This window comes from Streptomyces sp. NPDC054849 (assembly GCF_053610945.1).
In genome coordinates, this window is the sequence record NZ_JBSGZI010000003.1 from 1 (window position 1) to 25,674 (window position 25,674).

The 25,674-nt window shown below is 72.0% G+C and carries 22 protein-coding genes; 13 read left to right on the plus strand and 9 right to left on the minus strand.

Annotated elements, in window-relative coordinates; translation table 11 throughout:
• Positions 1 to 103: 103 nt before the first annotated feature.
• Positions 104 to 1,303, minus strand: coding sequence for an acetyl-CoA C-acetyltransferase (locus tag ACWGIF_RS02240; protein ID WP_453489724.1), 1,200 nt, complete (start codon positions 1,301 to 1,303; stop codon positions 104 to 106).
• A gap of 135 nt (positions 1,304 to 1,438) precedes the next feature.
• Between ACWGIF_RS02240 and mce the strand changes: the two genes are divergently transcribed.
• The 7 genes from mce to ACWGIF_RS02275 all read left to right on the plus strand — a co-directional run bounded on the left by mce (position 1,439) and on the right by ACWGIF_RS02275 (position 11,762).
• The gene (gene mce / locus ACWGIF_RS02245) at positions 1,439 to 1,867 is read left to right on the plus strand and encodes a methylmalonyl-CoA epimerase (protein ID WP_374775864.1); all 429 of its coding nucleotides are present in this window, start codon (positions 1,439 to 1,441) and stop codon (positions 1,865 to 1,867) included.
• A 182-nt stretch (positions 1,868 to 2,049) separates the two neighbouring features.
• The gene (gene scy / locus ACWGIF_RS02250) at positions 2,050 to 6,606 is read left to right on the plus strand and encodes a polarized growth protein Scy (protein WP_453489727.1); all 4,557 of its coding nucleotides are present in this window, start codon (positions 2,050 to 2,052) and stop codon (positions 6,604 to 6,606) included.
• Between the two features lie 196 nt (positions 6,607 to 6,802).
• Complete coding sequence (locus tag ACWGIF_RS02255) at positions 6,803 to 7,741, plus strand: coiled-coil domain-containing protein (RefSeq protein WP_327416486.1); 939 nt, start codon at positions 6,803 to 6,805, stop codon at positions 7,739 to 7,741.
• 130 nt (positions 7,742 to 7,871) lie between these two features.
• Positions 7,872 to 8,897 carry an ABC transporter ATP-binding protein gene (locus ACWGIF_RS02260; protein ID WP_453489731.1) on the plus strand — a complete coding sequence of 342 codons (1,026 nt, stop codon included), beginning with the start codon at positions 7,872 to 7,874 and terminating at the stop codon, positions 8,895 to 8,897.
• Between the two features lie 2 nt (positions 8,898 to 8,899).
• Complete coding sequence (locus ACWGIF_RS02265) at positions 8,900 to 9,670, plus strand: ABC transporter permease (RefSeq protein ID WP_453489734.1); 771 nt, start codon at positions 8,900 to 8,902, stop codon at positions 9,668 to 9,670.
• A 146-nt stretch (positions 9,671 to 9,816) separates the two neighbouring features.
• Positions 9,817 to 10,932, plus strand: coding sequence for an ABC transporter ATP-binding protein (locus tag ACWGIF_RS02270; RefSeq protein WP_453489737.1), 1,116 nt, complete (start codon positions 9,817 to 9,819; stop codon positions 10,930 to 10,932).
• On the plus strand, positions 10,929 to 11,762 hold the full coding sequence (locus tag ACWGIF_RS02275) for an ABC transporter permease (protein WP_453489740.1): 834 nt from the start codon (positions 10,929 to 10,931) through the stop codon (positions 11,760 to 11,762). The genes ACWGIF_RS02270 and ACWGIF_RS02275 overlap by 4 nt, the downstream gene beginning before the upstream one ends.
• 45 nt (positions 11,763 to 11,807) lie before the next feature.
• On the opposite strand, the gene ACWGIF_RS02280 is transcribed toward ACWGIF_RS02275, so the two are convergent.
• Positions 11,808 to 12,134: an ATP/GTP-binding protein gene (locus ACWGIF_RS02280; protein WP_326587972.1), complete on the minus strand. Its 327-nt coding sequence runs from the start codon at positions 12,132 to 12,134 to the stop codon at positions 11,808 to 11,810.
• A 228-nt stretch (positions 12,135 to 12,362) separates the two neighbouring features.
• On the opposite strand from ACWGIF_RS02280, the gene ACWGIF_RS02285 reads away from it, so the two are divergent.
• Positions 12,363 to 13,394, plus strand: coding sequence for an LLM class flavin-dependent oxidoreductase (locus tag ACWGIF_RS02285; RefSeq protein ID WP_453489744.1), 1,032 nt, complete (start codon positions 12,363 to 12,365; stop codon positions 13,392 to 13,394).
• A gap of 16 nt (positions 13,395 to 13,410) precedes the next feature.
• Here ACWGIF_RS02285 and ACWGIF_RS02290 read toward each other — a convergent pair whose 3' ends face one another.
• Positions 13,411 to 13,803, minus strand: coding sequence for an SCO5389 family protein (locus ACWGIF_RS02290; RefSeq protein WP_031150500.1), 393 nt, complete (start codon positions 13,801 to 13,803; stop codon positions 13,411 to 13,413).
• A gap of 221 nt (positions 13,804 to 14,024) precedes the next feature.
• Between ACWGIF_RS02290 and nucS the strand changes: the two genes are divergently transcribed.
• Entirely contained in the window at positions 14,025 to 14,696 is a 672-nt protein-coding gene (nucS, locus tag ACWGIF_RS02295) for an endonuclease NucS (RefSeq protein WP_387116572.1), read from the plus strand.
• A 127-nt stretch (positions 14,697 to 14,823) separates the two neighbouring features.
• On the opposite strand, the gene ACWGIF_RS02300 is transcribed toward nucS, so the two are convergent.
• The 3 genes from ACWGIF_RS02300 to ACWGIF_RS02310 form a co-directional block, all read right to left on the minus strand.
• Positions 14,824 to 17,361 (minus strand): ATP-binding protein, encoded by a 2,538-nt coding sequence (locus ACWGIF_RS02300; RefSeq protein WP_453489749.1) that lies wholly within the window; start codon positions 17,359 to 17,361, stop codon positions 14,824 to 14,826.
• A gap of 192 nt (positions 17,362 to 17,553) precedes the next feature.
• Positions 17,554 to 17,877, minus strand: coding sequence for an STAS domain-containing protein (locus ACWGIF_RS02305; RefSeq protein WP_030153791.1), 324 nt, complete (start codon positions 17,875 to 17,877; stop codon positions 17,554 to 17,556).
• Between the two features lie 173 nt (positions 17,878 to 18,050).
• Complete coding sequence (locus ACWGIF_RS02310) at positions 18,051 to 18,899, minus strand: 3-hydroxyacyl-CoA dehydrogenase family protein (RefSeq protein WP_030708166.1); 849 nt, start codon at positions 18,897 to 18,899, stop codon at positions 18,051 to 18,053.
• 418 nt (positions 18,900 to 19,317) lie between these two features.
• On the opposite strand from ACWGIF_RS02310, the gene ACWGIF_RS02315 reads away from it, so the two are divergent.
• Complete coding sequence (locus tag ACWGIF_RS02315) at positions 19,318 to 19,890, plus strand: cob(I)yrinic acid a,c-diamide adenosyltransferase (protein ID WP_453489753.1); 573 nt, start codon at positions 19,318 to 19,320, stop codon at positions 19,888 to 19,890.
• 31 nt (positions 19,891 to 19,921) lie between these two features.
• Here the strand turns inward: ACWGIF_RS02315 and ACWGIF_RS02320 are convergent, their stop codons facing one another.
• The gene (locus ACWGIF_RS02320; RefSeq protein WP_453489756.1) at positions 19,922 to 20,494 is read right to left on the minus strand and encodes a hypothetical protein; all 573 of its coding nucleotides are present in this window, start codon (positions 20,492 to 20,494) and stop codon (positions 19,922 to 19,924) included.
• 106 nt (positions 20,495 to 20,600) lie between these two features.
• Between ACWGIF_RS02320 and ACWGIF_RS02325 the strand changes: the two genes are divergently transcribed.
• The 3 genes from ACWGIF_RS02325 to ACWGIF_RS02335 all read left to right on the plus strand — a co-directional run bounded on the left by ACWGIF_RS02325 (position 20,601) and on the right by ACWGIF_RS02335 (position 24,542).
• Positions 20,601 to 21,851: a sensor histidine kinase gene (locus tag ACWGIF_RS02325; protein ID WP_453489759.1), complete on the plus strand. Its 1,251-nt coding sequence runs from the start codon at positions 20,601 to 20,603 to the stop codon at positions 21,849 to 21,851.
• On the plus strand, positions 21,848 to 22,501 hold the full coding sequence (locus ACWGIF_RS02330; protein WP_453489762.1) for a response regulator: 654 nt from the start codon (positions 21,848 to 21,850) through the stop codon (positions 22,499 to 22,501). Before ACWGIF_RS02325 ends, ACWGIF_RS02330 begins: the two co-directional genes overlap by 4 nt.
• 139 nt (positions 22,502 to 22,640) lie before the next feature.
• Positions 22,641 to 24,542, plus strand: a complete 1,902-nt coding sequence (locus ACWGIF_RS02335; RefSeq protein WP_453489765.1) for a glycosyl hydrolase family 18 protein — start codon at positions 22,641 to 22,643, stop codon at positions 24,540 to 24,542.
• Positions 24,543 to 24,604: 62 nt separating this feature from the next.
• Here ACWGIF_RS02335 and ACWGIF_RS02340 read toward each other — a convergent pair whose 3' ends face one another.
• Positions 24,605 to 25,051, minus strand: coding sequence for a DUF2550 domain-containing protein (locus tag ACWGIF_RS02340; RefSeq protein ID WP_453489768.1), 447 nt, complete (start codon positions 25,049 to 25,051; stop codon positions 24,605 to 24,607).
• Between the two features lie 164 nt (positions 25,052 to 25,215).
• A complete protein-coding gene (locus ACWGIF_RS02345; protein ID WP_150259378.1) occupies positions 25,216 to 25,587 on the minus strand; it encodes a F0F1 ATP synthase subunit epsilon in 372 nt (123 codons plus the stop codon).
• Between the last annotated feature and the right edge of the window lie 87 nt (positions 25,588 to 25,674).

Below are 25,674 nucleotides of genomic sequence, written 5' to 3' on the forward strand. Positions count from 1 at the left end.
TTGTTTATAAGAGACAGCCGTCATACGTGCTGCGCTCCTGGGTTCTCGTACGGGTACGGTCGGGCCGCCGGTCCCGGTCGGGACCCGGCGGCCCCGGCTGGGCCTACTTGGCGACGCGGACGATCAGTGCGTCGCCCTGGCCGCCGCCGCCGCACAGCGCGGCCGCGCCGACTCCGCCGCCGCGGCGCTTCAGCTCCAGCGCCAGGTGCAGCACCACGCGCGCGCCGGACATGCCGATCGGGTGTCCCAGGGCGATGGCGCCACCGTTGACGTTCACCTTTTCCGGCGTCACCCCGAGGTCCTTCATTGACTGCACGGCGACCGCCGCGAAGGCCTCGTTGATCTCGATGAGGTCCAGGTCGGAGACGTCCAGGCCCTCCTTCTTCAGGGCGTGCAGGATCGCGTTGGACGGCTGCGACTGCAGCGAGTTGTCCGGGCCGGCCACGTTGCCGTGGGCGCCGATCTCCGCGATCCACTCCAGGCCGAGCTCCTCGGCCTTCGCCTTGCTCATCACGACGACGGCGGCCGCGCCGTCGCTGATCTGCGAGGAGGTGCCGGCGGTGATCGTGCCGTCCTTGGCGAAGGCGGGGCGCAGCTTGCCCAGGGACTCGGCCGTGGTCTCGGGGCGGATGCCCTCGTCCTCGGAGAAGACCACCGGCTCGCCCTTGCGCTGCGGGATCTCGACCGGGGTGATCTCGGCCTCGAAGACACCGTTCTTCCGGGCGGCCGCGGCGCGCTGGTGCGACGCGGCGGCGAACTCGTCCTGCGGGGCGCGCTCGATGCCGAGGCGGGTGTTGTGCTTCTCGGTCGACTCGCCCATCGCGATGTTCTCGAAGGCGTCGGTGAGGCCGTCGTAGGCCATCGCGTCGAGCATTTCGATGGCGCCGTACTTGAAGCCCTCACGCGACTTGGGCAGCAGGTGCGGGGCGTTCGTCATGGACTCCTGGCCGCCCGCGACCACGATGTCGAACTCACCGGCGCGGATCAGCTGGTCGGCCAGCGCGATCGCGTCCAGGCCCGAGAGGCACACCTTGTTGATGGTGAGGGCGGGCACGTTCATGGGGATGCCGGCCTTGACCGCAGCCTGGCGGGCGGGGATCTGGCCCGCGCCGGCCTGGAGCACCTGGCCCATGATCACGTACTGGACCTGGTCGCCGGAGATCCCGGCCCGCTCCAGCGCGGACTTGATGGCGAAACCGCCGAGGTCGGCACCCGAGAAGGACTTCAGCGAGCCGAGCAGCCGCCCCATGGGCGTGCGGGCCCCGGCGACGATCACAGAAGTGGTGTTGTTCGATCCGGACATGAGGCACAGCCCCTTGGATGAGGAGTGAACGAGGGTTTACGTGAATGTACTGGGCGGTACCGCAGCGGTCACCGGGCTGCCGGTGTGATCGCGCGCACGTTGCGTGACCACCCCCTTCAGGAGTGCACTGTCCCCATGCTGACAAGAATCGACCACATCGGGATCGCCTGCTTCGACCTGGACAAGACTGTCGAGTTCTACCGTGCCACGTACGGCTTCGAGGTGTTCCACACCGAGGTCAACGAGGAGCAGGGCGTCCGCGAGGCCATGTTGAAGATCAACGAAACGTCCGACGGCGGCGCCTCCTACCTCCAGCTCCTGGAGCCCACCCGGGAGGACTCCGCGGTGGGCAAGTGGCTCGCCAAGAACGGTGAGGGCGTCCACCACATCGCCTTCGGCACCGAGGACGTCCAGGGCGACTCGGAGGCCATCCGCGGCAAGGGCGTCCGCGTCCTCTACGACCAGCCCCGGATCGGCTCCATGGGCTCCTCGATCACCTTCCTGCACCCCAAGGACTGCCACGGCGTCCTCACCGAACTGGTCACCTCCAACCCCGACCACTGATGGCCCGATTCCCCGGCCGGTAGAGTGGCCATGGCTCGGCCGGGGTTCGGTGCGGAGACGGGGTCGGGGCCTGTGACCCCTGCCCCGGTATCTGACACCATTCCCCCGGGGGCGTCGTTCAGCGGGCGAGCGATGCTCATTTGGGAGTGAGCTTGCGACCAGGGGACGGATGGGACCGCGCTGTGCGGGGCTACGAAAGCCAGGAGAGCCATCAGGCCGGGGCCGACCACCTCTCGCGCTTCGAAGCCGAGATGGAGCGGCTGAAGAAGGAGCGCGGGAAGGCCGTCCAGCACGCTGAGGACCTGGGATACCAGGTCGAGGTGCTGCGCGCCAAGCTCCACGAGGTACGCCGCAGTCTGGCGTCCCGCCCCGCCTACGACGGCGCGGACATGGGATACCAGGCGGAGCAGCTGCTCCGCAATGCCCAGATCCAGGCCGACCAGATGCGCTCCGACGCCGAGCGCGAGCTGCGCGACGTCCGGGCGCAGACCCAGCGCATCCTGCAGGAGCACGCCGAACACCAGGCGCGCCTGCAGGCCGAACTGCACGCCGAGGCCGTCAACCGCCGCCAGCGTCTGGACCAGGAGCTCAACGAGCGCCGCCAGACCGTCGAGGCGCACGTCAACGAGAACGTTGCCTGGGCCGAGCAGTTGCGCGCCCGTACGGAGGCCCAGGCGCGCCGGCTCATGGAGGAGTCCCGCGCCGAGGCCGAGCAGTCCCTGAACGCCGCCCGCGCCGAGGCCGCCCGGCTCGCCGAGGAGACCCGGCGCCGGATGGCCGCCGACGCCGAGGCCGCCCGCGCGGAGACCGAGGCCACCCTGCTGCGTGCCCGCAAGGAGGCCGAGCGGCTGCTGACCGCCGCCTCCTCGCAGGCCCAGGAGGCCACCCAGCACGCGGAGCGGCTGCGCTCCACCACCTCCGCCGAGGCCGAGCAGACCCGCCAGCAGACCATGGACCTCGGCCGGCTGGCCGAGTCCCGCGTGCAGGAGGCCGACTCCGCGCTGCGCGAGGCCCGCGCCGAGGCCGAGAAGGTGCTCGCCGAGGCCAAGGAGAGCGCGTCCCGCCAGCTCGCGTCGGCGGAGTCCGTCAACGAGCAGCGCACCCGCACGGCCAAGGAGCAGGTCGCGCGGCTGGTCGGCGAGGCCACCAAGGAGGTCGAGGCCCTCAAGAGCGAGGCCGAACAGGCCCTGGCCGACGCCCGCGCCGAGGCCGAGCGGCTGCGCACCGAGGCCGGCGAGCACGCTCGTACGGCCGCGGCCGAGGACATGGCCGCGCAGCTGGCGAAGGCGGCCCGCACCGCCGAGGACGTATTGAACAAGGCCTCCGAGGACGCCCGGGCCACCACCCGGGCCGCGTCCGAGGAGGCCGAGCGGATCCGCCGCGAGGCCGAGGCCGAGGCCGACCGGCTGCGCCTGCATGCGGCGACCACGGCCGACGAGCTCAAGGGCGCCGCGAAGGACGACACCGAGGAGTACCGGGCCCGCACGGTCGAACTCCAGGCGGAGGCCCGGCGGCTGCGCGGCGAGGCCGAGCAGCTGCGCGCGGAGGCCGTCGCCGAGGGCGAGCGGATCCGCGGCGAGGCCCGCCGTGAGGCGGTGCAGCAGATCGAGGAGGCGGCCCGGACCGCCGAGGAGCTGCTCGGCAAGGCCAAGGCGGACGCGGACGAGCTGCGCGGCGGGGCGACTGCCGAGAGCGAGCGGGTCCGCGCCGAGGCCGTCGAGCGGGCCGGCACGCTGCGCAAGCAGGCCGAGGAGACCCTGGAGCGGACCCGCACCGAGGCCGAGCGGCTGCGCGCCGAGGCCGAGGAGCAGGCCGAGGCCGTACGGGCCGAGGCGGACGCGGCGGCCCTCGCGCGGCGCGAGGAGACCGAGCAGGCGCTGGCCGCCAAGCGCGCCGAGGCCGACGAGGAGCTCGTACGGCTGCACACGGACGCCGAGAGCCGGCTGACCACGGCCGAACAGACGCTGCGCGACGCCCGTGCGGCGGCGGAGAACATCCGCCGCGAGACCACGGAGGAGACCGACCGGCTGCGTGCCGAGGCGGCGGAGCGCATCCGCACGCTGCAGACGCAGTCGGAGGCGGAGGCCGAGCGGCTGCGGGACGACGCGGCGGACGACGCCGGCCGGGTGCGTGCCGAGGCCGAGCAGGTCGCCGTACGGCTGCGCAGCGAGGCCGAGACCGACGCGGAGCGGGTGCGCTCGGAGGCGCAGGAGACCGCGGACCGGCTGCGCTCCGAGGCGAAGGCGGCGGCCGAGCGGGTCGCCGCGGAGGCCGCGGAGGCGCTGGCCGCCGCGCAGGAGGAGGCCGCCCGGCGCCGCCGGGAGTCCGAGGAGACCCTGGCGTCGGCCCGGACGGACGCGGAGCAGGAGCGGGCGCAGGCCCGCGAGCAGAGCGAGGAGCTGCTGGCCGCGGCCCGCCGCCGCTCGGAGGAGGCGCAGGCCGAGGCGGCCCGCCTGACCGACGAGGCCGAGCGCCGTGCTTCGGAGCTGGTGTCGGCGGCGGAGGCCACCGCCCAGCAGGTACGGGACTCCGTGGCCGGGCTGCACGAGCAGGCCGAGGAGGAGATCGCCGGGCTGCGCAGCGCCGCCGAGCACGCAGCCGAGCGTACGAAGACGGAGGCCGAGGAAGAGGCCGGCCGGGTCCGTTCCGACGCCTACGCGGAACGGGAGCGGGCCACCGAGGACGCCAACCGGATCCGCAGCGAGGCGCGCGCGGAGACGGACGCGGCGAAGGCGCTGGCGGAGCGGACGGTCGGCGAGGCGATCGCCGAGGCGGAGCAGCTGCGCAGCGACACCGCGGAGTACGCGCAGCGGGTGCGGACCGAGGCCACGGACGCGCTGGCCGCGTCCGAGCGGGACGCGGCCCGTACCCGGGCCGATGCCCGGGACGACGCGAACCGGATCCGCGGCGAGGCGGCGGAGTCCCTGGAGGCCTCCCGCGCCGAGGGCGCCCTGATCACGGCCGAGGCGACGGCGGAGGCCGCACGGATCACCGAGGAGACCCGCGCGGCGAACGCGGCCACGGTCTCCGAGGCCGAGGCACAGGCCGAGCGGATCACGGTCGAGGCGGCGCAGGCCGCGGAGGCCGCCCGCACCGAGGCCGCCGGCATCCTGGACGAGGCCCGCGCCGAGGGCAACCGGCTGCGTACCGAGGCCGCGGAGCAGGCCGACCGGCTCATCACCGAGGCGTCGGCGGAGGCGGACCGGCTCACGGAGGAGACCCGCGCCGCCAACGCGGTCACCGTCGGCGAGGCGGCGGCCGAGGCCGAGCGGCTGACCACGCAGGCCGCCCGGCTCAAGGCCCAGGCGGCCGAGACGCTGGCGAGCGCCGAACGGGACGCGGCGCGGATCATGGTCGACTCGCGTGCCGAGGGTGACCGGCTCATCGACGAGACCCGTGCGGCCAACGAGGCCACGGTCGGCGAGGCCGAGGCGGAGGCCCAGCGGGTGCGCGCGGAGGCGGCCCGGGTCCTGGACGACGCCCGGGCGGAAGGCGGCCGGATCATCGGCGAGGCCACCGCGGAGGCGGACCGCGTCACGGTCGCGGCGAACGAGACGCTGGCGAGCGCAGAGCGGGACGCCGAGCAGACGCTGGACGAGGCGCGCGCCGAGGCGAACCGGCTGCGCACCGAGGCGGCCGAGCAGGCGGACCGGCTCATCACCGAGGCCGTGTCCGAGGCCGAGAAGCTCACCGAGCAGACCCGCAAGGACAACGAGCGCACGGTCGGCGAGGCTGCCAACGAGGCCGAGCGGCTGCGCGCGGACGCGTCTGAAGCGCTGTCCTCGGCGCAGGAGCACGCGGCCCGTACCCGGTCGGAGGCCGAGCGGGTCAAGGCCGAGGCGGCGAGCGAGGCTGAGCGCATCCACACCGAGGCCCGTGCGGAGTCCGAGCGGCTGTTGGACGAGGCCCGCGAGGAGGCCAACAAGCGCCGCAGCGAGGCGGCGGAGCAGGTCGACCGTCTCATCACCGAGGCTTCGGCGGAGGCCGCGAAGCTGACCGGCGATGCGCAGAAGCAGGCCCTCGCCGCCACGACGGCGGCCGAGGAGCAGGCCGACGCGATGGTCGACGCAGCCCGCAAGGAGGCGGCGCGGATCACCTCGGAGGCGACCGTCGAGGGCAACTCCCTGGTGGAGAAGGCCCGTACGGACGCAGACGAGCTGCTGGTCGGTGCGCGCACGGACGCGGCTGCCATAAGGGAACGGGCGGAGGAGCTGCGCGGCCGCGTCGAGGGCGAGGTCGAGGAGCTGCACGAGCGGGCCCGCCGCGAGTCGGCCGAGCAGATGAAGTCGGCCGGCGAGCGCGTGGACAAGCTGGTGCGGGCGGCGACCGAGCAGAGCATCGAGGCCGAGGCGAAGGCCAAGGAGCTGGTCTCGGACGCGAGCAGCGAGGCGAGCAAGGTGCGCATCGCCGCAGTCCGCAAGGCGGAGGCGCTGCTCAAGGAGGCCGAGCAGAAGAAGGCGGAGCTGACCCGGGAGGCCGAGAACGCCCTCGCAGAGGCCAGGGCGGAGGCCGATCGGCTCGTCGAGGAGGGCCGCCGTGAGCTGGAGGTTCTGGTGCGCAGGCGCGAGGACATTCAGGCGGAGATCTCCCGTGTCCAGGACGTTCTTGAGGCGTTGGAATCATTCGAGGCGCCTTCGGGCGGAGGAAAGCCGGCGGTCGGCGGTCAGGGCGCGGGGGGCGTGAAGGCCGGAGCGACAGCAGGGTCCACTCGTTCGGGTGGCAAGTCGTCGGAGGGCTAGCCAAACACTCACGGATGTGTGCACCTGATGGAGGTTCAGGCGAACGGGTGACAAGCGCTCTGTCGTTCTGCCACTCAAAAGAGGTGTCATTGTCCAGATCAAACGCGGATTGACTCGATGACACGCCGCCTGGGCGCCTAGGATTCCCCTTAACACCTCACGTAGCACCTCATCGGTCTCATTCGACAGGAACCCCATGAGCGACACTTCCTCCCCCTTCGGCTTCGAGCTCGTGCGGCGTGGTTACGACCGCGGTCAGGTGGACGACCGCATTACCAAGCTGGTCTCCGACCGCGACAGCGCCCTTGGACGTATCAACTCTCTGGAAAAGCGGATCGAGGAGCTGCACCTCGAGACGCAGAACGCCCAGGCCCAGGTGAACGACGCCGAGCCGTCGTACGCCGGCCTCGGCGCCCGGGTCGAGAAGATCCTGCGGCTGGCCGAGGAGGAGGCGAAGGACCTGCGCGAGGAGGCCCGTCGCGCGGCCGAGCAGCACCGTGAGCTCGCCGAGTCGGCTGCCCAGCAGGTGCGCAACGACGCCGAGTCGTTCGCCGCCGACCGCAAGACGAAGGCGGAGGACGAGGGCGTCCGCATCGTCGAGAAGGCCAAGGGCGACGCCTCCACCCTGCGTGCCGAGGCCCAGAAGGACGCGGCCTCCAAGCGCGAGGAGGCCGACGCGCTGTTCGAGGAGACCCGTGCCAAGGCCGCCCAGGCCGCCGCGGACTTCGAGACCAACCTGGCCAAGCGCCGTGAGCAGTCGGAGCGCGACCTGGCCTCCCGCCAGGCCAAGGCCGAGAAGCGTCTCGCGGAGATCGAGCACCGCGCGGAGCAGCTGCGCCTGGAGGCCGAGAAGCTGCGTACGGACGCGGAGCGCCGCGCCCGTCAGACCGTGGAGACCGCGCAGCGCCAGGCCGAGGACATCGTGGCCGACGCCAACGCCAAGGCGGACCGCATCCGCAGCGAGTCCGAGCGCGAGCTGGCGGCGCTCACCAACCGCCGCGACTCGATCAACGCGCAGCTGACCAACGTCCGCGAGATGCTGGCGACGCTGACGGGCGCGGCCGTCGCGGCGGCCACCCCGATCGTGGACGACGAGCCCGTCTCGCGCGGCGTCCCGGCGCAGCAGAGCCGCTAGTACACCGCGGGTACGCAGCCGGCCCGCCCCGCCCGCCGGTGGCGCGGCGCGTTCCTGTAGAGCCCGATCGAGGGCCCTATGTCACCTCCTCGGGGTGGCGTAGGGCCCTCGGGCGTTCTAGCGTGGCCGCATGATCGAGCTTGAGGGCCTCACCAAGCGATTCGGCGCGACGGTGGCCGTGGACCACCTCAGCTTCCAGGTCAGACCGGGGGTGGTGACCGGCTTCCTCGGCCCCAACGGGGCGGGGAAGTCCACGACCATGCGCATGATGCTCGACCTCGACAATCCGACCAGCGGCACGGTCCGGATCGACGGGAAGCACTACCGGGACCTGCCGGAACCGCTCAAGTACATCGGGGCACTCCTGGACGCGAAGGCCATGCACGGTGGCCGAAGTGCATACAACAACCTTCTCTGTCTGGCCCAGTCGAACCGCATCCCGGAACAGCGGGTCTCCGAGGTACTGGACCTGGTCGGCCTGACGGCCGTGGCGAAGAAGAAGTCCAGAGGATTTTCGCTGGGCATGGGCCAGCGGCTGGGAATCGCCTCCGCGTTGCTGGGAGATCCGGAAATCCTGATGTTCGACGAACCCGTCAACGGTCTGGACCCCGAGGGAATTCTCTGGATCCGCAATCTGATGAAGGGCCTGGCGGCGGAGGGAAGGACGATCTTCGTCTCCTCCCATCTGATGAGCGAAATGGCGCTGACCGCAGACCATTTGGTCGTCATCGGTCAAGGGAGGCTTCTGGCCGATCTGTCGATGGCCGATTTCATCCAGCAGAACTCCCGGACTTACGTCCGGCTGCGCTCCCCGCAGCAGGAACAGCTCAAGGACGTCCTGCACGACGCCGGGATCAGCGCCGTCGTCAGCGTCCCCGCCACCGGCACGCTGGAGATCGACGGCGCGAGCGCGGAACAGCTCGGCGAGCTGGCCGCCCGGCACCGGATCGTGCTGCACGAGCTCAGCCCGCAAAGGGCCTCACTGGAGGATGCGTTCATGCGCATGACGGCCGACTCCGTCGAGTACCACGCCCACGCGCCGGGCGAGGCGGGCGGGCCGGCGACCCCCGGCATGGCCGCCGACAACCCGCGCCGGCCGGCCGACGTACCTGCCTGGGGCGCCGGCTTCGAGGCGACGCGCAAGGGCGGTGAGTGAGCATGGCCTTCTCCGCCGTCCTCCGCTCCGAGTGGACCAAGATCCGTACGGTCGCCTCCACGAGCTGGACCCTCGCCCTCGTCTTCCTCGTCACCGTCGGCTTCGCCGCACTGTTCAGCGCCACGTTCGACACGGCCACCCTGGACGCGGCTCAGCGGGCCACCTTCGATCCCACCGCGACGAGCCTCAGTTCGATGCAATTCGGACAGCTGGCGATGATCGTCTTCGGTGTGATGGTCGTGAGCACCGAGTACAGCACGGGCATGATCCGCACCTCGTTGGCCGCCGTACCGCACCGCGGGCGCTTCCTGCTCGGCAAGATGGCGGTGGCGACGGCGCTGGCCCTGGCGGTGGGACTGCTGACCAGCTTCGTGTCGTTCTTCCTCACCCAGGCGCTCCTCGGTGACCTCGGCATCGGTGTCGGCGAGGAGAACGTGCTGCGCGCCCTGGTCGGCGCCGGACTGTACCTGGCGCTGCTCGCACTGTTCTGCATGGGCGTTGCGGCCATGCTGCGCAGCTCGGTCGCCGCCATCAGCATCCTCATCCCGTTCTTCCTGATCGTCTCGAACCTCCTGATCGGATTCGAGGCGACCCGTACGGTCGGCCAGTACCTGCCGAGCAACGCCGGGGCGAGGATCATGCAGGTCGTGCCCAACGCCTTCGATTCCCCCGAGACCCCGTACGGCCCCTGGGGCGGCTTCGGGATCATGACCCTCTGGACGCTGGCCGCGGTACTCGGGGGCTGCGTCGTCCTCCGCAAGAGGGACGCCTGACCTCCCGCCCGCGTACTACGGGGGATCCCCGGGTCGGACTCAGGGGCAGCTCAGGGATCCGGCCCGGGACGGAACCGCAGGAACCTCGTTATCCTCTTAACCCTTACGCGGGCGAAAGTCGTCCCGGCCTGGTAAGGGGCAACAAGATGATCGAGGCAGTCGGCCTGACCAAGCGCTACGGCGCCAAGACCGCCGTCGACCAGCTGTCCTTCCAGGTCAAGCCGGGTCACGTCACCGGCTTCCTGGGGCCCAACGGCTCCGGGAAGTCCACCACCATGCGCATGATCCTGGGTCTCGACCGGCCCACCTCCGGTCATGTCACGATCAACGGCCTCCCCTACCGGCAGCTGCCGAACGCCCAGCGGCACGTCGGGGCCCTGATCGACGCCAAGGCCGTGCACGGCGGCCGCCGGGCCCGCACCCACCTCCTGTCCATCGCCCAGCTCTCCGGCATCCCGGAGAGGCGCGTGGACGAGGTACTGGCCGTGGTCGGCCTCCAGGACGCGGCCCGGCAGCGCACGAAGGGCTTCTCGCTCGGCATGGGCCAGCGGCTCGGCATCGCCACCGCCCTGCTCGGCGACCCGCAGGTGCTGCTGTTCGACGAGCCGGTCAACGGTCTCGACCCCGAAGGCATCCTCTGGGTCCGCAATCTGATGCGCCGGCTCGCCGCCGAGGGCCGCACCGTCTTCGTCTCCTCGCACCTGATGAGCGAGATGGCGCTGACCGCCGACCACCTGATCGTGATCGGCCGCGGGCGGCTGCTGGCCGATATGGGAACCCAGGAGTTCATCGCGCACAACTCGGCCGGATTCGCTCGGGTCCGCGCGGCCGACAATGATCCAGATGGCCGGGACGCGCTGGGTACGGCGCTCACCGAGGCGGGCGGCCGGGTCCTCCAGGAGCCCGACGGAGCACTGCGCGTGACCGGCCTGGAGCTGCCCCTCATCTCGGATCTCGCGCACGGGGCCGGCGTAAGGCTGTGGGAGCTGTCGCCCCACCGGGCGTCGCTGGAGGAGGCGTACATGCGGATGACCCAGTCCGCCGTCGAGTACACCTCCACCGACGACCCGCGGGCCGAGCTCTGGGAGCCGGAGCCGCTGGCCCTCCCGGCGTGGGAGGACGGGCCGGCGGCCGCGGAGGTCCCGCGGGCGGGCTTCTACGCGCCGCCGCCCCCCGGAGCGGGCGGCCGGCCCTTCCTGATGCCCGGCCATCCCGGTGAGCTCGCCGGCGCAGCCCAGAACGACCCCGAGGAAGCCAGATGACCAGCCCCTCCGGCTCGCAGACCGCCGTGAAGTACAGCTCGCCGCTGCCCACGCCGCGCCCGCACCTGGGGCACGCGCTGGCCTCGGAGTGGACCAAGCTGGTCTCGGTCCGCTCCACCCTGTGGACGCTCGGCGCGCTCGTGGCGACCGTCGTCGGCTTCGGGCTGCTCTTCGTCGTGCAGACCGGCGCCCAGGACTACGTGTCGATCTCCTTCACCACGCCCGCACTCTTCGGTCTGCTGGTGGGTCAGCTCGCGGTGATGGTCCTCGGCGTGCTGACCATCACCTCGGAGCACGGCACCGGGCTGGCGCGGACCACGTTCACCGCGGCACCGGACCGGCACCGGGTGCTCACCGCCAAGTACCTCGTCTTCAGCATCACGGCCTTCGTCACCACCACGCTGTCCGTCTTCGTGGTCGGGATCGCCGCGGCGCTCGTCCACGGTGACCCCGAGGCGGGCGCGCACTCGGCCCAGGAGTGGTTCGGCGCGCTGCTCGGCTGCCTCTACGTCACCCTGCTCGGTGTGCTGGCGCTCGCGATCGGCGCGCTGGTGCGGCACTCGGCCGGGGCGATCGCCGTCATGCTCGGCGTCGTCACGCTGCCGCCGGTGATAGGGGCCATGCTCAGCATCTGGGAGGCCGTCGCGCCCGTCGGGCGGGTGGTACTCCAGCGCAACGTGCCGGTGGCGCTGAGCCAGCTGTTCGGCATACAGGAGGGCGGCGACCTGGGCGCGGCACCCAGCAACCTCTCACACCTGGTGCTCATCGTGCTGGTCACGGGCGGAGCGGTGACCGTCTCGTACCTGTCGGTCGGCCGCCGGGACGTCTAGGGCGCTTCCCTGGGGGGACCTGTCCCTCCGGGTCGGGCCCGGGGCTCAGTACCTGGGCGCGTTACGGGACCGCTGCACCTTCGTGGTGCGGCGGTCCTTCGCGTTCCAGCAGGCCTTGTGCCAGTGCCGCCGGTCGTCCACGCCGCCGTACTCCGGCCAGGCCACCAGGTGCGGCGTGCCGGAGGGGATCTCCTGGTCGCAGCCGGGGCAGCGGTAGCGCTTGCCCGCCGCGCTCGCGCCCGCCACGTGCCTGACCTTCCAGTCCTCGCCCTGGTACTCCTCGGTGCGCTCCAGCCCGTAGCGGTCGAGGCCGGTGCTGGGGCGTTCGTCCGGGGTCTCGCCGCCCCTGGGGCGGTTGTTGCGCGGTGACACGTATACCTCACGGATGGGCGGACGGCAGTGACTTTCTCCCAGACTACGCGCAGCGAGGCCGGGTACCCGCAGGGTGGTTGAGGAAGGCGGCCGCGCGAAAAGGAATGGCCCGACAATCCCAATAACTTCCGTGTCAGCCCGTGCCTTTGGCACGTGTCAGACGTTGTTGCCATAGGAAGAACCGGTCCACCTGGGGAGGCCGCGTCAGCCGCGAGGAGGCTAAAGGCGATGCGCGTAGGAGCATTTGTACTGGCGGCCCAGTTCCCGGGCCAGGGACAGGGCGAGGCACTGCACCGGGCGGTGCGGACCGCCGAGGTGGCAGAGGAGGCCGGGCTCGACTCCGTCTGGCTCGCCGAGCACCACTTCGTCCCGTACGGGGTCTGCCCGTCGGCGGTGACCCTGGCGGCGCTGCTGCTGGGCCGGACCCGGCGGCTGCGGGTGGGCACTGCCGTGAGCGTGCTGCCGAGCAGTCACCCGGTGGCCCTCGGGGAGCAGGCGGCCCTGCTGCACATGACCTCGGGCGGCCGGTTCACCCTCGGGGTGGGCCGCGGAGGGCCGTGGGTCGACCTGGAGGTGTTCGGAGGCGGCCTGGACAGTTACGAGAACGGCTTCCCCGAGGCCCTGGATTTGCTGCGGCGCTGGCTGACCGAAGCCCGGGTGGGAGCCGCCGGCGAGCGGTACGCCTTCCGTGAGGTGGAGGTCGTCCCGCGGCCGTCGGAGGCCCTGGACGGGGACGGCGCCGGACCCGAGGTCATCGTGGCGTGCACCTCGCCGGCGTCGGTACGACTGGCCGCGCAGCGGGGGCTGCCGATGCTCCTCGGCATGCACTGCGGGGACGAGATCAAGGCCGAGATGGTCGCGCTGTGGCGCCGCACGGCGCTGGCGGCGGGCCACTCACGGGAGCACGTGGCGGGCGCGGGGCACGTGTCCGCCGGGGTGTGCCAGATCGCGGACCGCACGGCGGACGCCCGGGAGACCCTGCTGAAGGCGATGCCGGGCTGGCTCAAGCAGGGTCTGGACGCACATGTGACGGTGGACGGCCGCGTGCGCGCGATGCGGGATCCGGTCGCGTACACGGAACTGCTGTGCGACCTGCATCCGGTGGGCACCCCGGAGGTGGCTGCTGACCGCCTGGCGGCCACGTCGGCACGGACGGGCATCTCGCGCTTCGCCCTCCTGGCGGAGGGCTCGGGCGATCTCGCCGCGACGGAGGAGAACCTACGACGACTGGGCGCCGAAGTCCTGCCCCGTCTCGGCTGAGACCTACCGGCCCTGCTCAGCAGTCCCGCAGCTCCGGCGACTGGTTGAGCAGCTGACCGCGGATCGAAGTGAACTTGGCCAGCCGGTCGTCCACCGAGGAATCCAGCGGGAACACCGCCAGCCGGTGACAGTTCTGGAATGCCAGGCGCACTCCGAAGTGCCGCTGCAGCGCACCACGTATCGCGTCACTCGCGAGAGCGCGCAGCAGCTGCCCGCGCGCCTGCTCGTCGGGCGGCGGCGTCTGGTTGTCGGCGAACTGTCCGCCGTCCACCTTCAGCTGGGCCACCAGCGAGCTGATCATCTCCCATGCGTAAGGCAGGGAGGTCCGGACGCAGTCGACGAAGGCGGCTTCGTCGACCTCGCCTCGCTCGGCCTGTTCGAGTAGGGCCGGTGAGACGTCGAGCGACATGGGTTCTCCTCTCGCGACCCCGGCTGACTGGGTTGCCGGAGTCTTACGGGCAGGGACGGGAGATCGCGACGCAGCGTGCACGCTCGACAACCTCCCGCTCACCACGGTAGGCGCCGCATGGGTACCGCACCAGGAGAATGCGCATACAACGCGCCATCGGCGAACGGGGCTTTCAGGGGCGAATCGCGTGGAGGCCTTCTCGTCGAGTAGCGTTGCCGACCATGCGTCTCGTCATTGCCCGCTGCTCCGTCGACTACGCGGGCCGGCTCACCGCCCATCTGCCCTCGGCACCCCGTCTGATCCTCGTGAAGGCCGACGGCAGTGTCTCGATCCACGCGGACGACCGAGCGTACAAACCGCTCAACTGGATGTCGCCGCCCTGCACCCTCAAAGAGGGGAGCGGTGACGACGCCGGTGTGTGGACGGTGGTCAACAAGGCGGGCGAGAAGCTCATCATCACCATGGAGGAAGTCCTGCACGACTCCTCCCACGAGCTCGGCACGGACCCGGGACTCATCAAGGACGGCGTCGAGGCACACCTCCAGGAACTCCTCGCGGACCGCATCGACACGCTGGGCGAGGGCTACACCCTGATCCGGCGCGAGTACATGACGGCGATCGGTCCGGTCGACATCCTGTGCCGGGACGCCTCCGGTGCGACGGTGGCCGTGGAGATCAAGCGCCGCGGCGAGATCGACGGCGTCGAGCAGCTGACCCGCTACCTGGAGCTCCTCAACCGGGATCCGCACCTGGCCCCGGTCCGGGGCGTCTTCGCGGCCCAGGAGATCAAGCCGCAGGCGAAGGTCCTGGCGACGGACCGCGGGATGGACTGCGTGGTCCTGGACTACAACGCCCTGCGCGGCATCGAGGACGACAAGCTCCGCCTGTTCTGATCCTGCCGTCTCCCTGAAGCAACGGCTCCGTCCGCGAGGACGGAGCCGTCGTCGTTCACGGGGCGGTCGTCGTTCAGGGAGCGGCCGTCGTTCAGGGGGCGGCCGTCGCTCAGGGGGCGGCCGTCGCTCAGGGGGCCGTGGTCGGGGAGGTGGCGGTGGCCGTCACCGGGTCCGTGGTGACCGTCGGCGAGGGCACGGCGGTCTCCGACGGCGACGGAGACGTACCCGTACTGGGCGGCGGGGTCGAAACGGAGGACGAGGGCGGAGTCTTCGACGGCGTCGCGGACGGGCGGCGTGACGGGGTCCGGCCGGGCGTGCGGCCCGGAGACGGGGCGACGCTCACCCCCGGGGCCGCGGACCCGGCCGGCGGGGCCGACACGGGCGGCTCCGGCGCAGGATCGTTCCCACTGGTTCCGGGCGCGGTCGTGGGCACCGAGACCGTCGGCGTCGAGGACACCGCCGGCCCCTGCGCCGGCGGCGCCACGTCCGACGAGTCCAGCGCCAGACTCACGACCGTGCCGAGCGCCACCACCGTCAGCGCTCCCGCGGCGGCCAGCACCACCAGTCGGCGACGGCCGGGGGCCGGGGCCGGGGCGGCGGAGGGAGCCGGGGCGACGGCCGGGGCCTGCTTCGGGGTCAGCGGGAAGGCGTCCTCGAACACCTCCGACAGCGTCGTGGGCGTCTGCGAGCGCGGCGTCACCGGCACCACCGGGGTCATCCGCGTCACCGCTTCCGAGGACACCGGAACCACCGGGGCCACCCGTGCACCCGGGCCGACCCGGGCGGCCGAGGGGGACGCGCTCGGGAGGGTCGCGGGAGTCGCGGGGGCCGAGGCGGTCGAGGCGGTCGAGGCGGTCGAGGCGGTCGAGGCGGTCGAGGCGGTCGAGGTCAAGGCAATCGCCGCGGTCGTCCTCGCGGAGGCCGGTGCGGCCCGAGTCGCCGCCGTCACCGCCTCCGAACCCGCCGCCAGGGCCGGGGGCTCCAGCCGCAGCGGCGGCGACGGCGCCGCCCCCGCCGCCTCCTGGTCCACGACCAGCGCCAGCGCCCGCCGCCCCGCGACGGTGCCCCGCTTGTCCGCCAGCGCACCCCGCAGCCCGATCGAGGTCTCCAGTTCGGCCCGCGCCCGGTCGAGGCGTCCCTCGCACAGGGCCAGCACACCCAGCTCGTGGTGGAAGTACGCCTGCTCGGCGACCTCCCCCGCCTTGCGCGCGGCCTCCGCTCCCGAGCGCAGCACCCGCTCCCAGGCCTCCCAGTGCAGCGAGGCCGCGAACGCCGGAGCCGCCGTGCGCGCCAGCAGCACCGCCGCCACCACGTCCGCACCGGCCAGCGCCGCGAGCACCGCGTCGGCCTCCGCCGCGACCCGCTCCGGGGTCACCGACGCGTGCCCGGTCCACCAGGCGTAGTGCCGGGCGGCCGTACGGGCCTCCTCCGCCCCCGTGTCCCCGTACCCGGCCTCCTCCAGCTGCCGTGCGACCCCGGCGGCCAGCCGGTACCGCGTCCCGACGGGTGTCAGCAGCCCGCAGGCCAGCAGCTCCGCCACCGCCGTGTCGGCGTGGGTGTCCCCCACCAGCGCGGGCAGGTGCGCGTGGTGCGGCACTTCCCCGCCCAGCGCGCAGGCGATCCGCAGGACCGCGCGCGCCGACTCGCTGACCCGCGAGGCCAGCACCTCCGCCGGCGCCGCGCCCTCGGCGAGGGTCGGCAGCGGCACGTGGGCCGCGTCGCGCGGGCGCTCCTCGAAGACGCCGGGCTCCTCCTCCTCGTCGTCCTCGTCGCTGTGGTTGAGCTCGTCACGCTGCCGCAGCAGAGCCGCGGCCTGGACGAAGCGCAGGGGCAGCCCCTCGGAGGCGAACCGCAGGTCTTCCGCCCAGGCGGTCTCCTCGTCCGTCAGCGGCCGTCCGACGACCGCCTCCAGCAGCTCCGGGCAGTCGGCCTTGCCCAGCCCGCCGAGGAAGACCTCTTCGATGTGCGAGTCGTCGGAGGGGGCGCGGGTGTCGGGGGTCGCGGCCAGCAGGTAGGCGCACTCGGGGGTGGCGCGCAGCAGCTCGTCGAGGGCGCTCCCGCCCATCTCCAGGTCGTCCAGGAGGACGACGGCGCCTATCTCCCGTACGCGGGCCAGGAGCTCGTCCTGCGTGGGACGTTCCCGCGGCGCCTCGTAGACGGCCGCGTAGAGCGCCTGGAGGAGTTCCGCGGGCTGCTGGTGCCCGTAGCCGGAAAGCCGTACGACGCCGTCGGGCGCGATGCCCGCGCACTGGGCGGCGACCGCGTCGAGCAGCACACTGCGACCGGATCCTGAGGGTCCGGTCAGTCGTACCGACCGCCCTCGGCCCAGCAGCCGGACGAGCCGCTCCTGCTCCTCCCCGCGCTGCAGCAGGGGCCGGGCGGGCAGGGCCGGGCCCGGCAGGGCGGGCGGCCGGGCGGCGGCGTCACGGGCCGCGCGGGCGGCCGCGTCCCGCCTGGCGGGGCGGACTCGCTCCGTGCCGGGCCGGAGCGGCTCGATCTCGCTGCCGTCGACCGGGTTCACGGTGAGGGTGAAGGCGCCCGCGGTCAGGCTGACGACCCGCGCGGGCGCGCTGGGCGCCGCCTGCGTGGCCGGCGGGGAAGCGGGCGGCGTGGAGCCGCCCGCGGACTGCTCGTCCTGCTCGGTCCGCCCCTGTGTACGGTCCATGACCCAGTCCCCCGATCGCGGGCCGCGCGCCTCGCCGTCGTACCGCCCGGCCTTGGCGCACCCGCTGTCGCTCTCGGTCCGGTTTCCGCCCGAACCCTAGACCGTGGCCGGTGGCGGGGGAAACCGCAGGGGGGCGATCACCACCGGACCGTTACGTTTCCGCAGGAAATGCAAAGGTCAGCGGCCTGCGGGTCAGACCCGGGGCAGGGACTCGGCTTCCAGGCCGCCCTCGATCGCGAGGATCCGGTGCAGCCGGGTCGCCACGAGCAGCCGCTGCATCTGCGGCGGCACCCCGCGCAGGACGAGGCGCCGTCCGGTCCGGCCGGCCCTCCGGTGCGCGCCCATGATGACGCCGAGCCCGGTCGCGTCCCAGGAGTCGAGCCCGGTGAGGTCGAGCACGAGGTCGCCGTGGCCGTCGTCGAGGGCGGTGTGGAGGGCCGTACGGGCGTCCGCCGCGCTGCGCACGTCGAGGCGGCCCCCGACAGCGAGTTCGGCGTGGTCGCCCCTGATGTGCATGTGTACTCCCGGCAGTACTGCGTACGTATGGTCCGACTGGTCCGTGGTCGGCAACTCTCACTGCAACTGACTGCCTCGCGGGCAGGGAAGTTGCCGACCGTGAGCGAACCGATACCTAAATCACCCTGAGGGGTGACGGCGTTCGAACGATGGCGCTCCGTCGCCGCCCGGCCTCAGTGCTTGTAGAAGCCCTGTCCGCTCTTGCGGCCGATGTCCCCGGCGTCCACCATCCGGCGCATCAGCTCCGGCGGGGCGAACTTCTCGTCCTGGGACTCGGTGTAGATGTTGCTGGTGGCGTGCAGCAGGATGTCGACACCCGTGAGGTCGGCGGTGGCCAGCGGCCCCATCGCGTGTCCGAAGCCAAGCTTGCACGCGATGTCGATGTCCTCGGCGGAGGCCACGCCCGACTCGTACAGCTTGGCGGCCTCGACGACCAGCGCGGAGATCAGACGGGTCGTCACGAAACCGGCGACGTCGCGGTTGACGACGATGCAGGTCTTGCCGACGGACTCGGCGAACGCCCGCGTGGTGGCGAGGGTCTCGTCACTGGTCTTGTAGCCGCGCACGAGCTCGCACAGCTGCATCATCGGGACGGGCGAGAAGAAGTGCGCGCCGACGACCCGCTCCGGACGCTCCGTCACGGCCGCGATCTTGGTGATCGGGATGGCGGAGGTGTTGGAGGCGAGGATCGCGTCCTCGCGCACGATCTTGTCGAGGGCACGGAAGATCTCGTGCTTGATCTCGATCTTCTCGAAGGCCGCCTCCACCACGATGTCGACGTCGGCGACGGCGTCGAGGTCGGTGGTGGTCGTGATGCGCGCGAGGGCCGCCTCGGCGTCCTCGGCCGTCAGCTTGCCCTTGGAGACGAACTTGTCGTACGAGGCCTTGATCCCGTCCGTCCCGCGGGTCAGCGCGGCGTCGGTGACATCGCGCAGCACGACGTCCCAACCCGCCTGAGCGGAGACCTGAGCGATCCCGGAACCCATGAGTCCCGCACCGATGACGGCGAGCTTCCCAGCCACTACACACCCCTCGTTTCCCTACGGCACAGTCACGTAGTCACTCCGGCGGAGACTAGCGCCCGGGCGGTGCGGTGTGACCGCGAAGTAACACGCGTCACGTCTCAGATGACGGACATCACACCGGTACGGGTCAGTCCCCCCGCGGCTCCCCAACCGCTCCCCGACCGCGCGCAGTCGCCCGATGCGCGGCGTGCTCCCCGGCGTGGCGCGCGCCCGGGAAGCCCGCCAAGACGCCGGTCCGCCCGGCGGGTTCGACCCGATGCCGATTCCGGCCATGCCGGTCAAACCACAACCTCTTAGCCCGCATGGGCTCATTCGTGTCCGACCCGGGCGGTACGGGCCGCGCAGGCGGCTCCCGCCGCACCACCGCGTGATGCTCCGCGTGCACTGTTCCACCGGGCCTCACTACGCTGGCCGCATGGTGAACCTCACGCGCATCTACACCCGTACCGGCGACAAGGGCACGACCGCCCTGGGCGACATGAGCCGCACGGCCAAGACCGACCTGCGGATCTCCGCGTACGCCGACGCCAACGAGGCCAACGCGGCCATCGGGACGGCCATCGCACTCGGCGGGCTCTCGGCGGAGGTCGTGAAGGTCCTGGTCCGCGTGCAGAACGACCTGTTCGACGTCGGCGCGGACCTGTGCACCCCGGTGGTCGAGAAGCCGGAGTACCCGCCGCTGCGGGTGGAGCAGTTCTACATCGACAAGCTGGAGGCGGACTGCGACCACTTCCTGGAGCAGGTGGAGAAGCTGCGCAGCTTCATCCTGCCCGGCGGCACCCCCGGGGCGGCCCTGCTCCACCAGGCCTGCACGGTGGTCCGGCGCGCCGAGCGTTCGACCTGGGCGGCGCTGGAGGTGCACGGCGAGGTGATGAACCCGCTGACCGCCACCTATCTGAACCGCCTCTCCGACCTCCTGTTCATCCTGGCCCGGGTGGCCAACAAGGAGGTCGGGGACGTGCTGTGGGTGCCGGGCGGCGAGCGCTAGGCCCAGGCCGGCGAGCCGCGCCCCCGGGGGCTCAGCGCTCGGTCTTCACGAGCGGGGTCCGGTCCTCGGCGCCGGCCGGGGCCTTCTTGGGCCAGACCGTGTACGCGACGGCGATCAGGGCGTGGATGCCGACCGCGCGCAGGGCGCCGAACTGCCACGCCCTCAGAGAGCTGACGTCGCCGGCGTCGCCGACGTACCAGATCGCGAACTGGAGCAGGCCGAGGGCGACGGCGGCGGCCAGGACGGTGCGGCCCCACAGCTTCCACTCGTGGACGGCCCGCGCCGCGCCGTACCCGGCGCCGGCCGGCTTGGGTCCGCCGGCGAACCGGTGGGCGGCGTGGCCGTCGAGCCACTTGATCGTGTAGTGGCCGTAGGCGACGGTGTAGCCGATGTAGAGCGCCGCGACGCCGTGCTTCCAGTCCGGCGCGGCCCCGTTCTTGAGGTCGAGCGTGGTGACGACCAGCAGGACGAGCTCCAGCAGCGGTTCGCACAGCAGGACCGCCGCGCCCAGCCGGGGCATCTTCGCGAGGTAGCGCAGGGCCAGGCCGGCGGCCAGCAGGACCCAGAAGCCCACCTCGCAGGCGATGATCAGGGCGACGATCACGGGGATCTCCGTTCGGCTCGGGACTGCCTGACGCTTCCCCTCCAGACTCCCGTCGGGTCCGGCCCGTTTCGTCGTCGCCTGTGAGGAAAAGCGGCTGCATCCTTCGATGTACCGACAACTCGGCCTCTCCGCCGAGGTGGGCGCCCCGCGCACCCTGTTGGATGGGACCGTGACCAAGGAGAGCCTGCGCCCGCACCGCCACGACGTCCTCCTCGCCGTGGTCGGCCTGATCGCGGGCCTGGTGATGTGGTCGCTGGGCGTCTACAGCAGCGCCGTCCGGCACCTCCTGCCCGCCTGGGCCGCCCTGGTCCCCCTCGTGGCCCTCGCCGCGATGGAGTTGCTGCGCCGCTCCAGGCCGTCGGTGGCCCTGGCCGTCGGCACCCTCGGCGTGATCGCCAACGAGTTCACGGTCGGCAGCCTCATCACCGTCCTGATCTTCACCGACCTGATGTACGCGGCCGTCGTGTACGGGTCACCCGCCACGGCCCGGCGGCTCCCGATCAGCACCGGCCTGGTCACCGTGGCCGTCACCATCGGCTTCCTGGCCTGGCTGCGCACGCCGGAAGCCCTGCTGATCGGCGTGGTCACCGGCCTCGTGAGCTTCGCGCCGGCGCTGACCGGCGCCACCCTGCGCAACCACCGCGAGGCCGCCGTGGCCGCCCGGCTGCGCGCCGAGCAGACCGCTCTGCTGGCCGAGATGGACCGCAGCCAGGCGGTCGCCGCCGAGCGCGCCCGGATGGCCCGGGAGCTGCACGACATGGTGGCCAACCATCTCTCCGCGATCGCCATCCACTCCACCGCCGCGCTCTCCATCGACCGGGCCGACACCAGCCGCGAGGCGCTCGGGGTGATCCGGGAGAACAGCGTCCAGGGTCTGGCCGAGATGCGTCGTCTGATCGGGCTGCTGCGGGACGCCGGAGCCGGGACGGAGGCCGTCGCCCTGCCCACCCTGGACGGCCTGGACGCCCTGCTGGGGCAGGCCCGCAACAACGGCTCGGCGAGCGGGCTGGACTTCGTACTGCACGACGACCGGCCGCCGGGGAAGGAGGCGCTGCCGGCCCCGGTGGACCTGGCCGCCTACCGGATCGTCCAGGAGTCGCTGACCAATGCGCTCAAGCACGCCGTCGCGGGCACGGTCACGGTCCGCGTGGCCCGTGCGGACGGCCTGCTGACCGTGGCGGTGGACTCCCCGTACGGGCACCGCACGGGCCCGCGGGCCCCCGGCTCCGGCGCCGGGGTGATCGGCATGCGCGAGCGGGCGGAGCTGCTGGGCGGGGAGTTCTCGGCGGGCCGGTCCGGCGAGATGTGGCGAGTACGGGCGACCCTGCCCGCGGAGGAGAAGGCGGTGGAGGCATGACCATCCGGGTGGTGGTGGCGGAGGATCAGGGCGCGGTGCGGGCCGGGCTGGTGCTCATCCTGCGCAGCGCGGGGGACGTCGAGGTGGTGGGCGAGGCCGGCGACGGGGAGGAGGCGGTGCGCCTGGCCCGGGAGCTGCGGCCGGACCTCGTCCTCATGGACGTGCAGATGCCCAGGCTCGACGGGGTGTCCGCGACGCGCCAGGTGGTCGCGGAGGGCTTGGCGGATGTCCTGGTGCTGACCACCTTCGACCTCGACGAGTACGTCTTCGGGGCGCTGCGGGCGGGGGCCGCGGGCTTCCTCCTGAAGAACGCGGACGCGGCGGAACTGATCGAGGCGGTACGGACGGTCGCACGGGGGGAGGGACTGATCGCCCCGGCGGTGACCAGGCGGCTGATCGCCGAGTTCGCGGCTCCCCGGCCGGCGCGGGCCACCCCGGCGCCGGAGACGGCCGCGGCGGTGGCCTCCCTGACCCGGCGGGAGCGGGAGGTGCTGAGCGCGCTGGGCGAGGGCCTGTCGAACGCGGAGATCGCCGAGCGCCTGGAGATGGCCGAGGCGACCGCGAAGACGCACGTCAGCCGTCTCCTCGGCAAGCTGGAACTGCGCAGTCGGCTCCAAGCGGCGGTGTTGGCGCAGGAGTTGGGTATCTAGGGCGGGGCGGCGGGCGGCTCAGCGCGTACCGGTCTGGACCTCTTGACGGTTGGTCCAGACCTTTCTACGCTCGCCGCAACACTGTGGTGAGCGTGCCATGACAAAGCGTGCTCACGGGCGGCGCAGGTCCCATCCCCCCATGTCGAAGTCGGCCCCACGACCGCGACGGACCTACGGAGGATCACCCTTGAGCACAGCATCCCCACCCCGCACCAGGCGCTCCCGGTTCTTCACCCGCGTCGCGGCCGTCATGGCCGCGCTCGCCCTGCCCGTCACGGGGCTCGTCGTACTGGCCGGCCCGGCCCAGGCCGCCACCTCCGCGACCGCGACGTACTCCAAGGTCTCCGACTGGGGCACCGGCTTCGAGGGCAAGTGGGTGGTCAAGAACACCGGCACCACCACCCTCACCAGCTGGACCGTGGAGTGGGACTACCCGGCGGGCACCTCGGTCACCTCGGCCTGGGACGCCACCGTCACCGGGTCGGGCACCCACTGGACGGCCAAGAACGTCGGCTGGAACGGCACCCTCGCCCCCGGCGCCACCGCCAGCTTCGGCTTCAACGGCGCCGGCTCCGGCGCTCCCACCGGCTGCAAGATCAATGGGGCCTCCTGCGACGGCGGCACGCAGCCCGGCGACACTCCCCCCACGGCTCCCGGCGCCCCCACCGCGAGCAACGTCGCCGACACCTCGCTGTCCCTGACCTGGACCGCCGCCACGGACGACAAGGGCGTCAAGAACTACGACGTCTACCGCGGCTCCGCCAAGATCGCCACGGTCACCGGGACCGGCTACGCGGACTCGGGCCTGACCAAGGGCACCACGTACACCTACAGCGTGATCGCCCGTGACACCGCCGACCAGACCGGACCCTCCTCCGGCTCCACCACGGTCACCACGACCGGCGGCGTCACTCCCCCGGACCCGGGCGGCAAGGTCAAGCTCGGCTACTTCACCGAGTGGGGCGTCTACGGCCGCAACTACCACGTGAAGAACCTGGTCACCTCGGGCTCGGCAAGCAAGATCACCCACATCAACTACGCCTTCGGCAACGTCCAGAACGGCCAGTGCACCATCGGCGACGCCTACGCCGACTACGACAAGGCCTACACCGCCGACCAGAGCGTCGACGGCGTCGCCGACACCTGGGACCAGCCGCTGCGCGGCAACTTCAACCAGCTCCGCAAGCTGAAGAAGGCATACCCGCACATCAAGGTGCTGTGGTCGTTCGGCGGCTGGACCTGGTCCGGCGGATTCCCGCAGGCCGCCGCCAACCCGGCCGCCTTCGCCCAGTCCTGCCACAACCTGGTCGAGGACCCGCGCTGGGCCGACGTCTTCGACGGCATCGACCTGGACTGGGAGTACCCGAACGCCTGCGGCCTGTCCTGCGACACCAGCGGCGCGGCCGCCTTCAAGAACCTGATGCAGGCGACACGCGCCAGGTTCGGCGCGAACAACCTGGTCACCGCTGCCATCACCGCCGACGCCTCCAGCGGCGGCAAGATCGACGCGGCCGACTACGGCGGCGCCGCGCAGTACGTCGACTTCTACAACGTCATGACGTACGACTTCTTCGGCGCCTGGGCGGCGCAGGGCCCGACGGCCCCGCACTCTCCGCTGACCTCGTACGCGGGCATCCCGCAGGCCGGTTTCAACTCGGCCGACGCCATCGCCAAGCTCAAGGCCAAGGGCGTCCCCGGCGCCAAGCTCAACCTCGGCATCGGCTTCTACGGCCGCGGCTGGACCGGTGTCACCCAGGCGGCCCCCGGGGGCACCGCCACCGGACCGGCGCAGGGCACGTACGAGCAGGGCATCGAGGACTACAAGGTGCTCAAGAGCAGCTGCCCGGCCACCGGCACCGTCGCCGGCACGGCCTACGCCAAGTGCGGCGGCAACTGGTGGAGCTACGACACCCCCGCCACCATCGCCGGGAAGATGACCTGGGCCAAGCAGCAGGGCCTCAAGGGAGCCTTCTTCTGGGAGTTCAGCGGCGACACCGCGAACGGTGAGCTCGCGAACGCGATCCACACCGGACTCCAGTAAAGGCCGAAGCCGGGGAGACGGGTCCGCCCCCGTCTCCCCGGCTTCTTCACGTCTGACGGCCGCTACGCGACATTCACCCTCTGGCCGGGCGGCGCCGCCTCCAGCCAGGCCAGGAAACCGGTCAGCGCGTCCTCGCTCATCGCCAGCTCCAGGCGGGTCCCCCGGTGGAGACAGCCGAGCACGACGGCGTCGGAGAGCAGGGCCAGCTCCTCCTCGCCCTCCGGGGCGCGGCGGGCGACGACCTCGATGGAGGACCGCTCCAGCAGCCGGCGCGGGCGTGGGGAGTACGAGAACACCCGGAACCATTCGATCCGGTCACCGCTGTAGCGCGCGACCCCGTACACCCAGCCCTTGCCGGAGATGTCGGGCTTATCGGACACACCCCAGCGCATGCTGCAGTCGAAGGTTCCGCCGGACCGCTGGATGAGCCTGCGGCGCAGTCCGAAGACAAACAGCCCGATCACCACCAGGGCTACGACCAGGCCGCTCACAAGCAGAGCGAGGAGCATCTTCACCGACCTCCTCGCTCATCGAATACACATGAGAAAAAAACGGACCTGCATCGCCTCAGCCGCGACCCGGTCTGGAAAATTCCAGAACGGACCGCGGCTGAGGTCTGCTGGGTCCCGGCGGTCGCCCCCCGGGACTCAGCGGTTCAAACTCCGACGGGCGTTCAGCCCGTTACGGCGCGCAGCCGGACATCCGCGCGACGCTCGGCGGCCGCATCGGCCTCCGCCTTCGCGCGCTCCAGTGCCCGCTCCGCACGCTGGACGTCAATCTCGTCCGCGAGCTCGGCGATCTCGGCCAGCAGGGACAGCTTGTTGTCCGCGAACGAGATGAAACCGCCGTGCACCGCTGCGACGACAGTGTTGCCCTCGCTGGTGCGGATGGTCACAGGGCCCGATTCCAGCACACCGAGAAGCGGCTGGTGACCGGGCATGACGCCGATGTCGCCGGACGTGGTGCGGGCGACAACAAGGGTGGCCTCGCCGGACCAGACATTGCGGTCCGCCGCGACCAGCTCGACGTGCAGCTCAGCAGCCAAGGTGGCTCCTCGGGTCACCACCCGGCGGGTCGGCCGGGTGTTGGGTCAAATTCTAATGGGCGTGGGGAGAGGGACGGGACACACCCG

Coding starts and splice junctions, on each gene's coding strand:
- ACWGIF_RS02240 (WP_453489724.1), bottom strand. CDS start 1,303: ATGTCCGGATCGAACAACACCACTTCTGTGATCGTCGCCGGGGCCCGC.
- mce (WP_374775864.1), top strand. CDS start 1,439: ATGCTGACAAGAATCGACCACATCGGGATCGCCTGCTTCGACCTGGAC.
- ACWGIF_RS02255 (WP_327416486.1), top strand. CDS start 6,803: ATGAGCGACACTTCCTCCCCCTTCGGCTTCGAGCTCGTGCGGCGTGGT.
- ACWGIF_RS02260 (WP_453489731.1), top strand. CDS start 7,872: ATGATCGAGCTTGAGGGCCTCACCAAGCGATTCGGCGCGACGGTGGCC.
- ACWGIF_RS02265 (WP_453489734.1), top strand. CDS start 8,900: ATGGCCTTCTCCGCCGTCCTCCGCTCCGAGTGGACCAAGATCCGTACG.
- ACWGIF_RS02270 (WP_453489737.1), top strand. CDS start 9,817: ATGATCGAGGCAGTCGGCCTGACCAAGCGCTACGGCGCCAAGACCGCC.
- ACWGIF_RS02275 (WP_453489740.1), top strand. CDS start 10,929: ATGACCAGCCCCTCCGGCTCGCAGACCGCCGTGAAGTACAGCTCGCCG.
- ACWGIF_RS02285 (WP_453489744.1), top strand. CDS start 12,363: ATGCGCGTAGGAGCATTTGTACTGGCGGCCCAGTTCCCGGGCCAGGGA.
- ACWGIF_RS02290 (WP_031150500.1), bottom strand. CDS start 13,803: ATGTCGCTCGACGTCTCACCGGCCCTACTCGAACAGGCCGAGCGAGGC.
- nucS (WP_387116572.1), top strand. CDS start 14,025: ATGCGTCTCGTCATTGCCCGCTGCTCCGTCGACTACGCGGGCCGGCTC.
- ACWGIF_RS02300 (WP_453489749.1), bottom strand. CDS start 17,361: ATGGACCGTACACAGGGGCGGACCGAGCAGGACGAGCAGTCCGCGGGC.
- ACWGIF_RS02305 (WP_030153791.1), bottom strand. CDS start 17,877: ATGCACATCAGGGGCGACCACGCCGAACTCGCTGTCGGGGGCCGCCTC.
- ACWGIF_RS02315 (WP_453489753.1), top strand. CDS start 19,318: ATGGTGAACCTCACGCGCATCTACACCCGTACCGGCGACAAGGGCACG.
- ACWGIF_RS02325 (WP_453489759.1), top strand. CDS start 20,601: ATGTACCGACAACTCGGCCTCTCCGCCGAGGTGGGCGCCCCGCGCACC.
- ACWGIF_RS02330 (WP_453489762.1), top strand. CDS start 21,848: ATGACCATCCGGGTGGTGGTGGCGGAGGATCAGGGCGCGGTGCGGGCC.
- ACWGIF_RS02335 (WP_453489765.1), top strand. CDS start 22,641: ATGTCGAAGTCGGCCCCACGACCGCGACGGACCTACGGAGGATCACCC.
- ACWGIF_RS02340 (WP_453489768.1), bottom strand. CDS start 25,051: ATGCTCCTCGCTCTGCTTGTGAGCGGCCTGGTCGTAGCCCTGGTGGTG.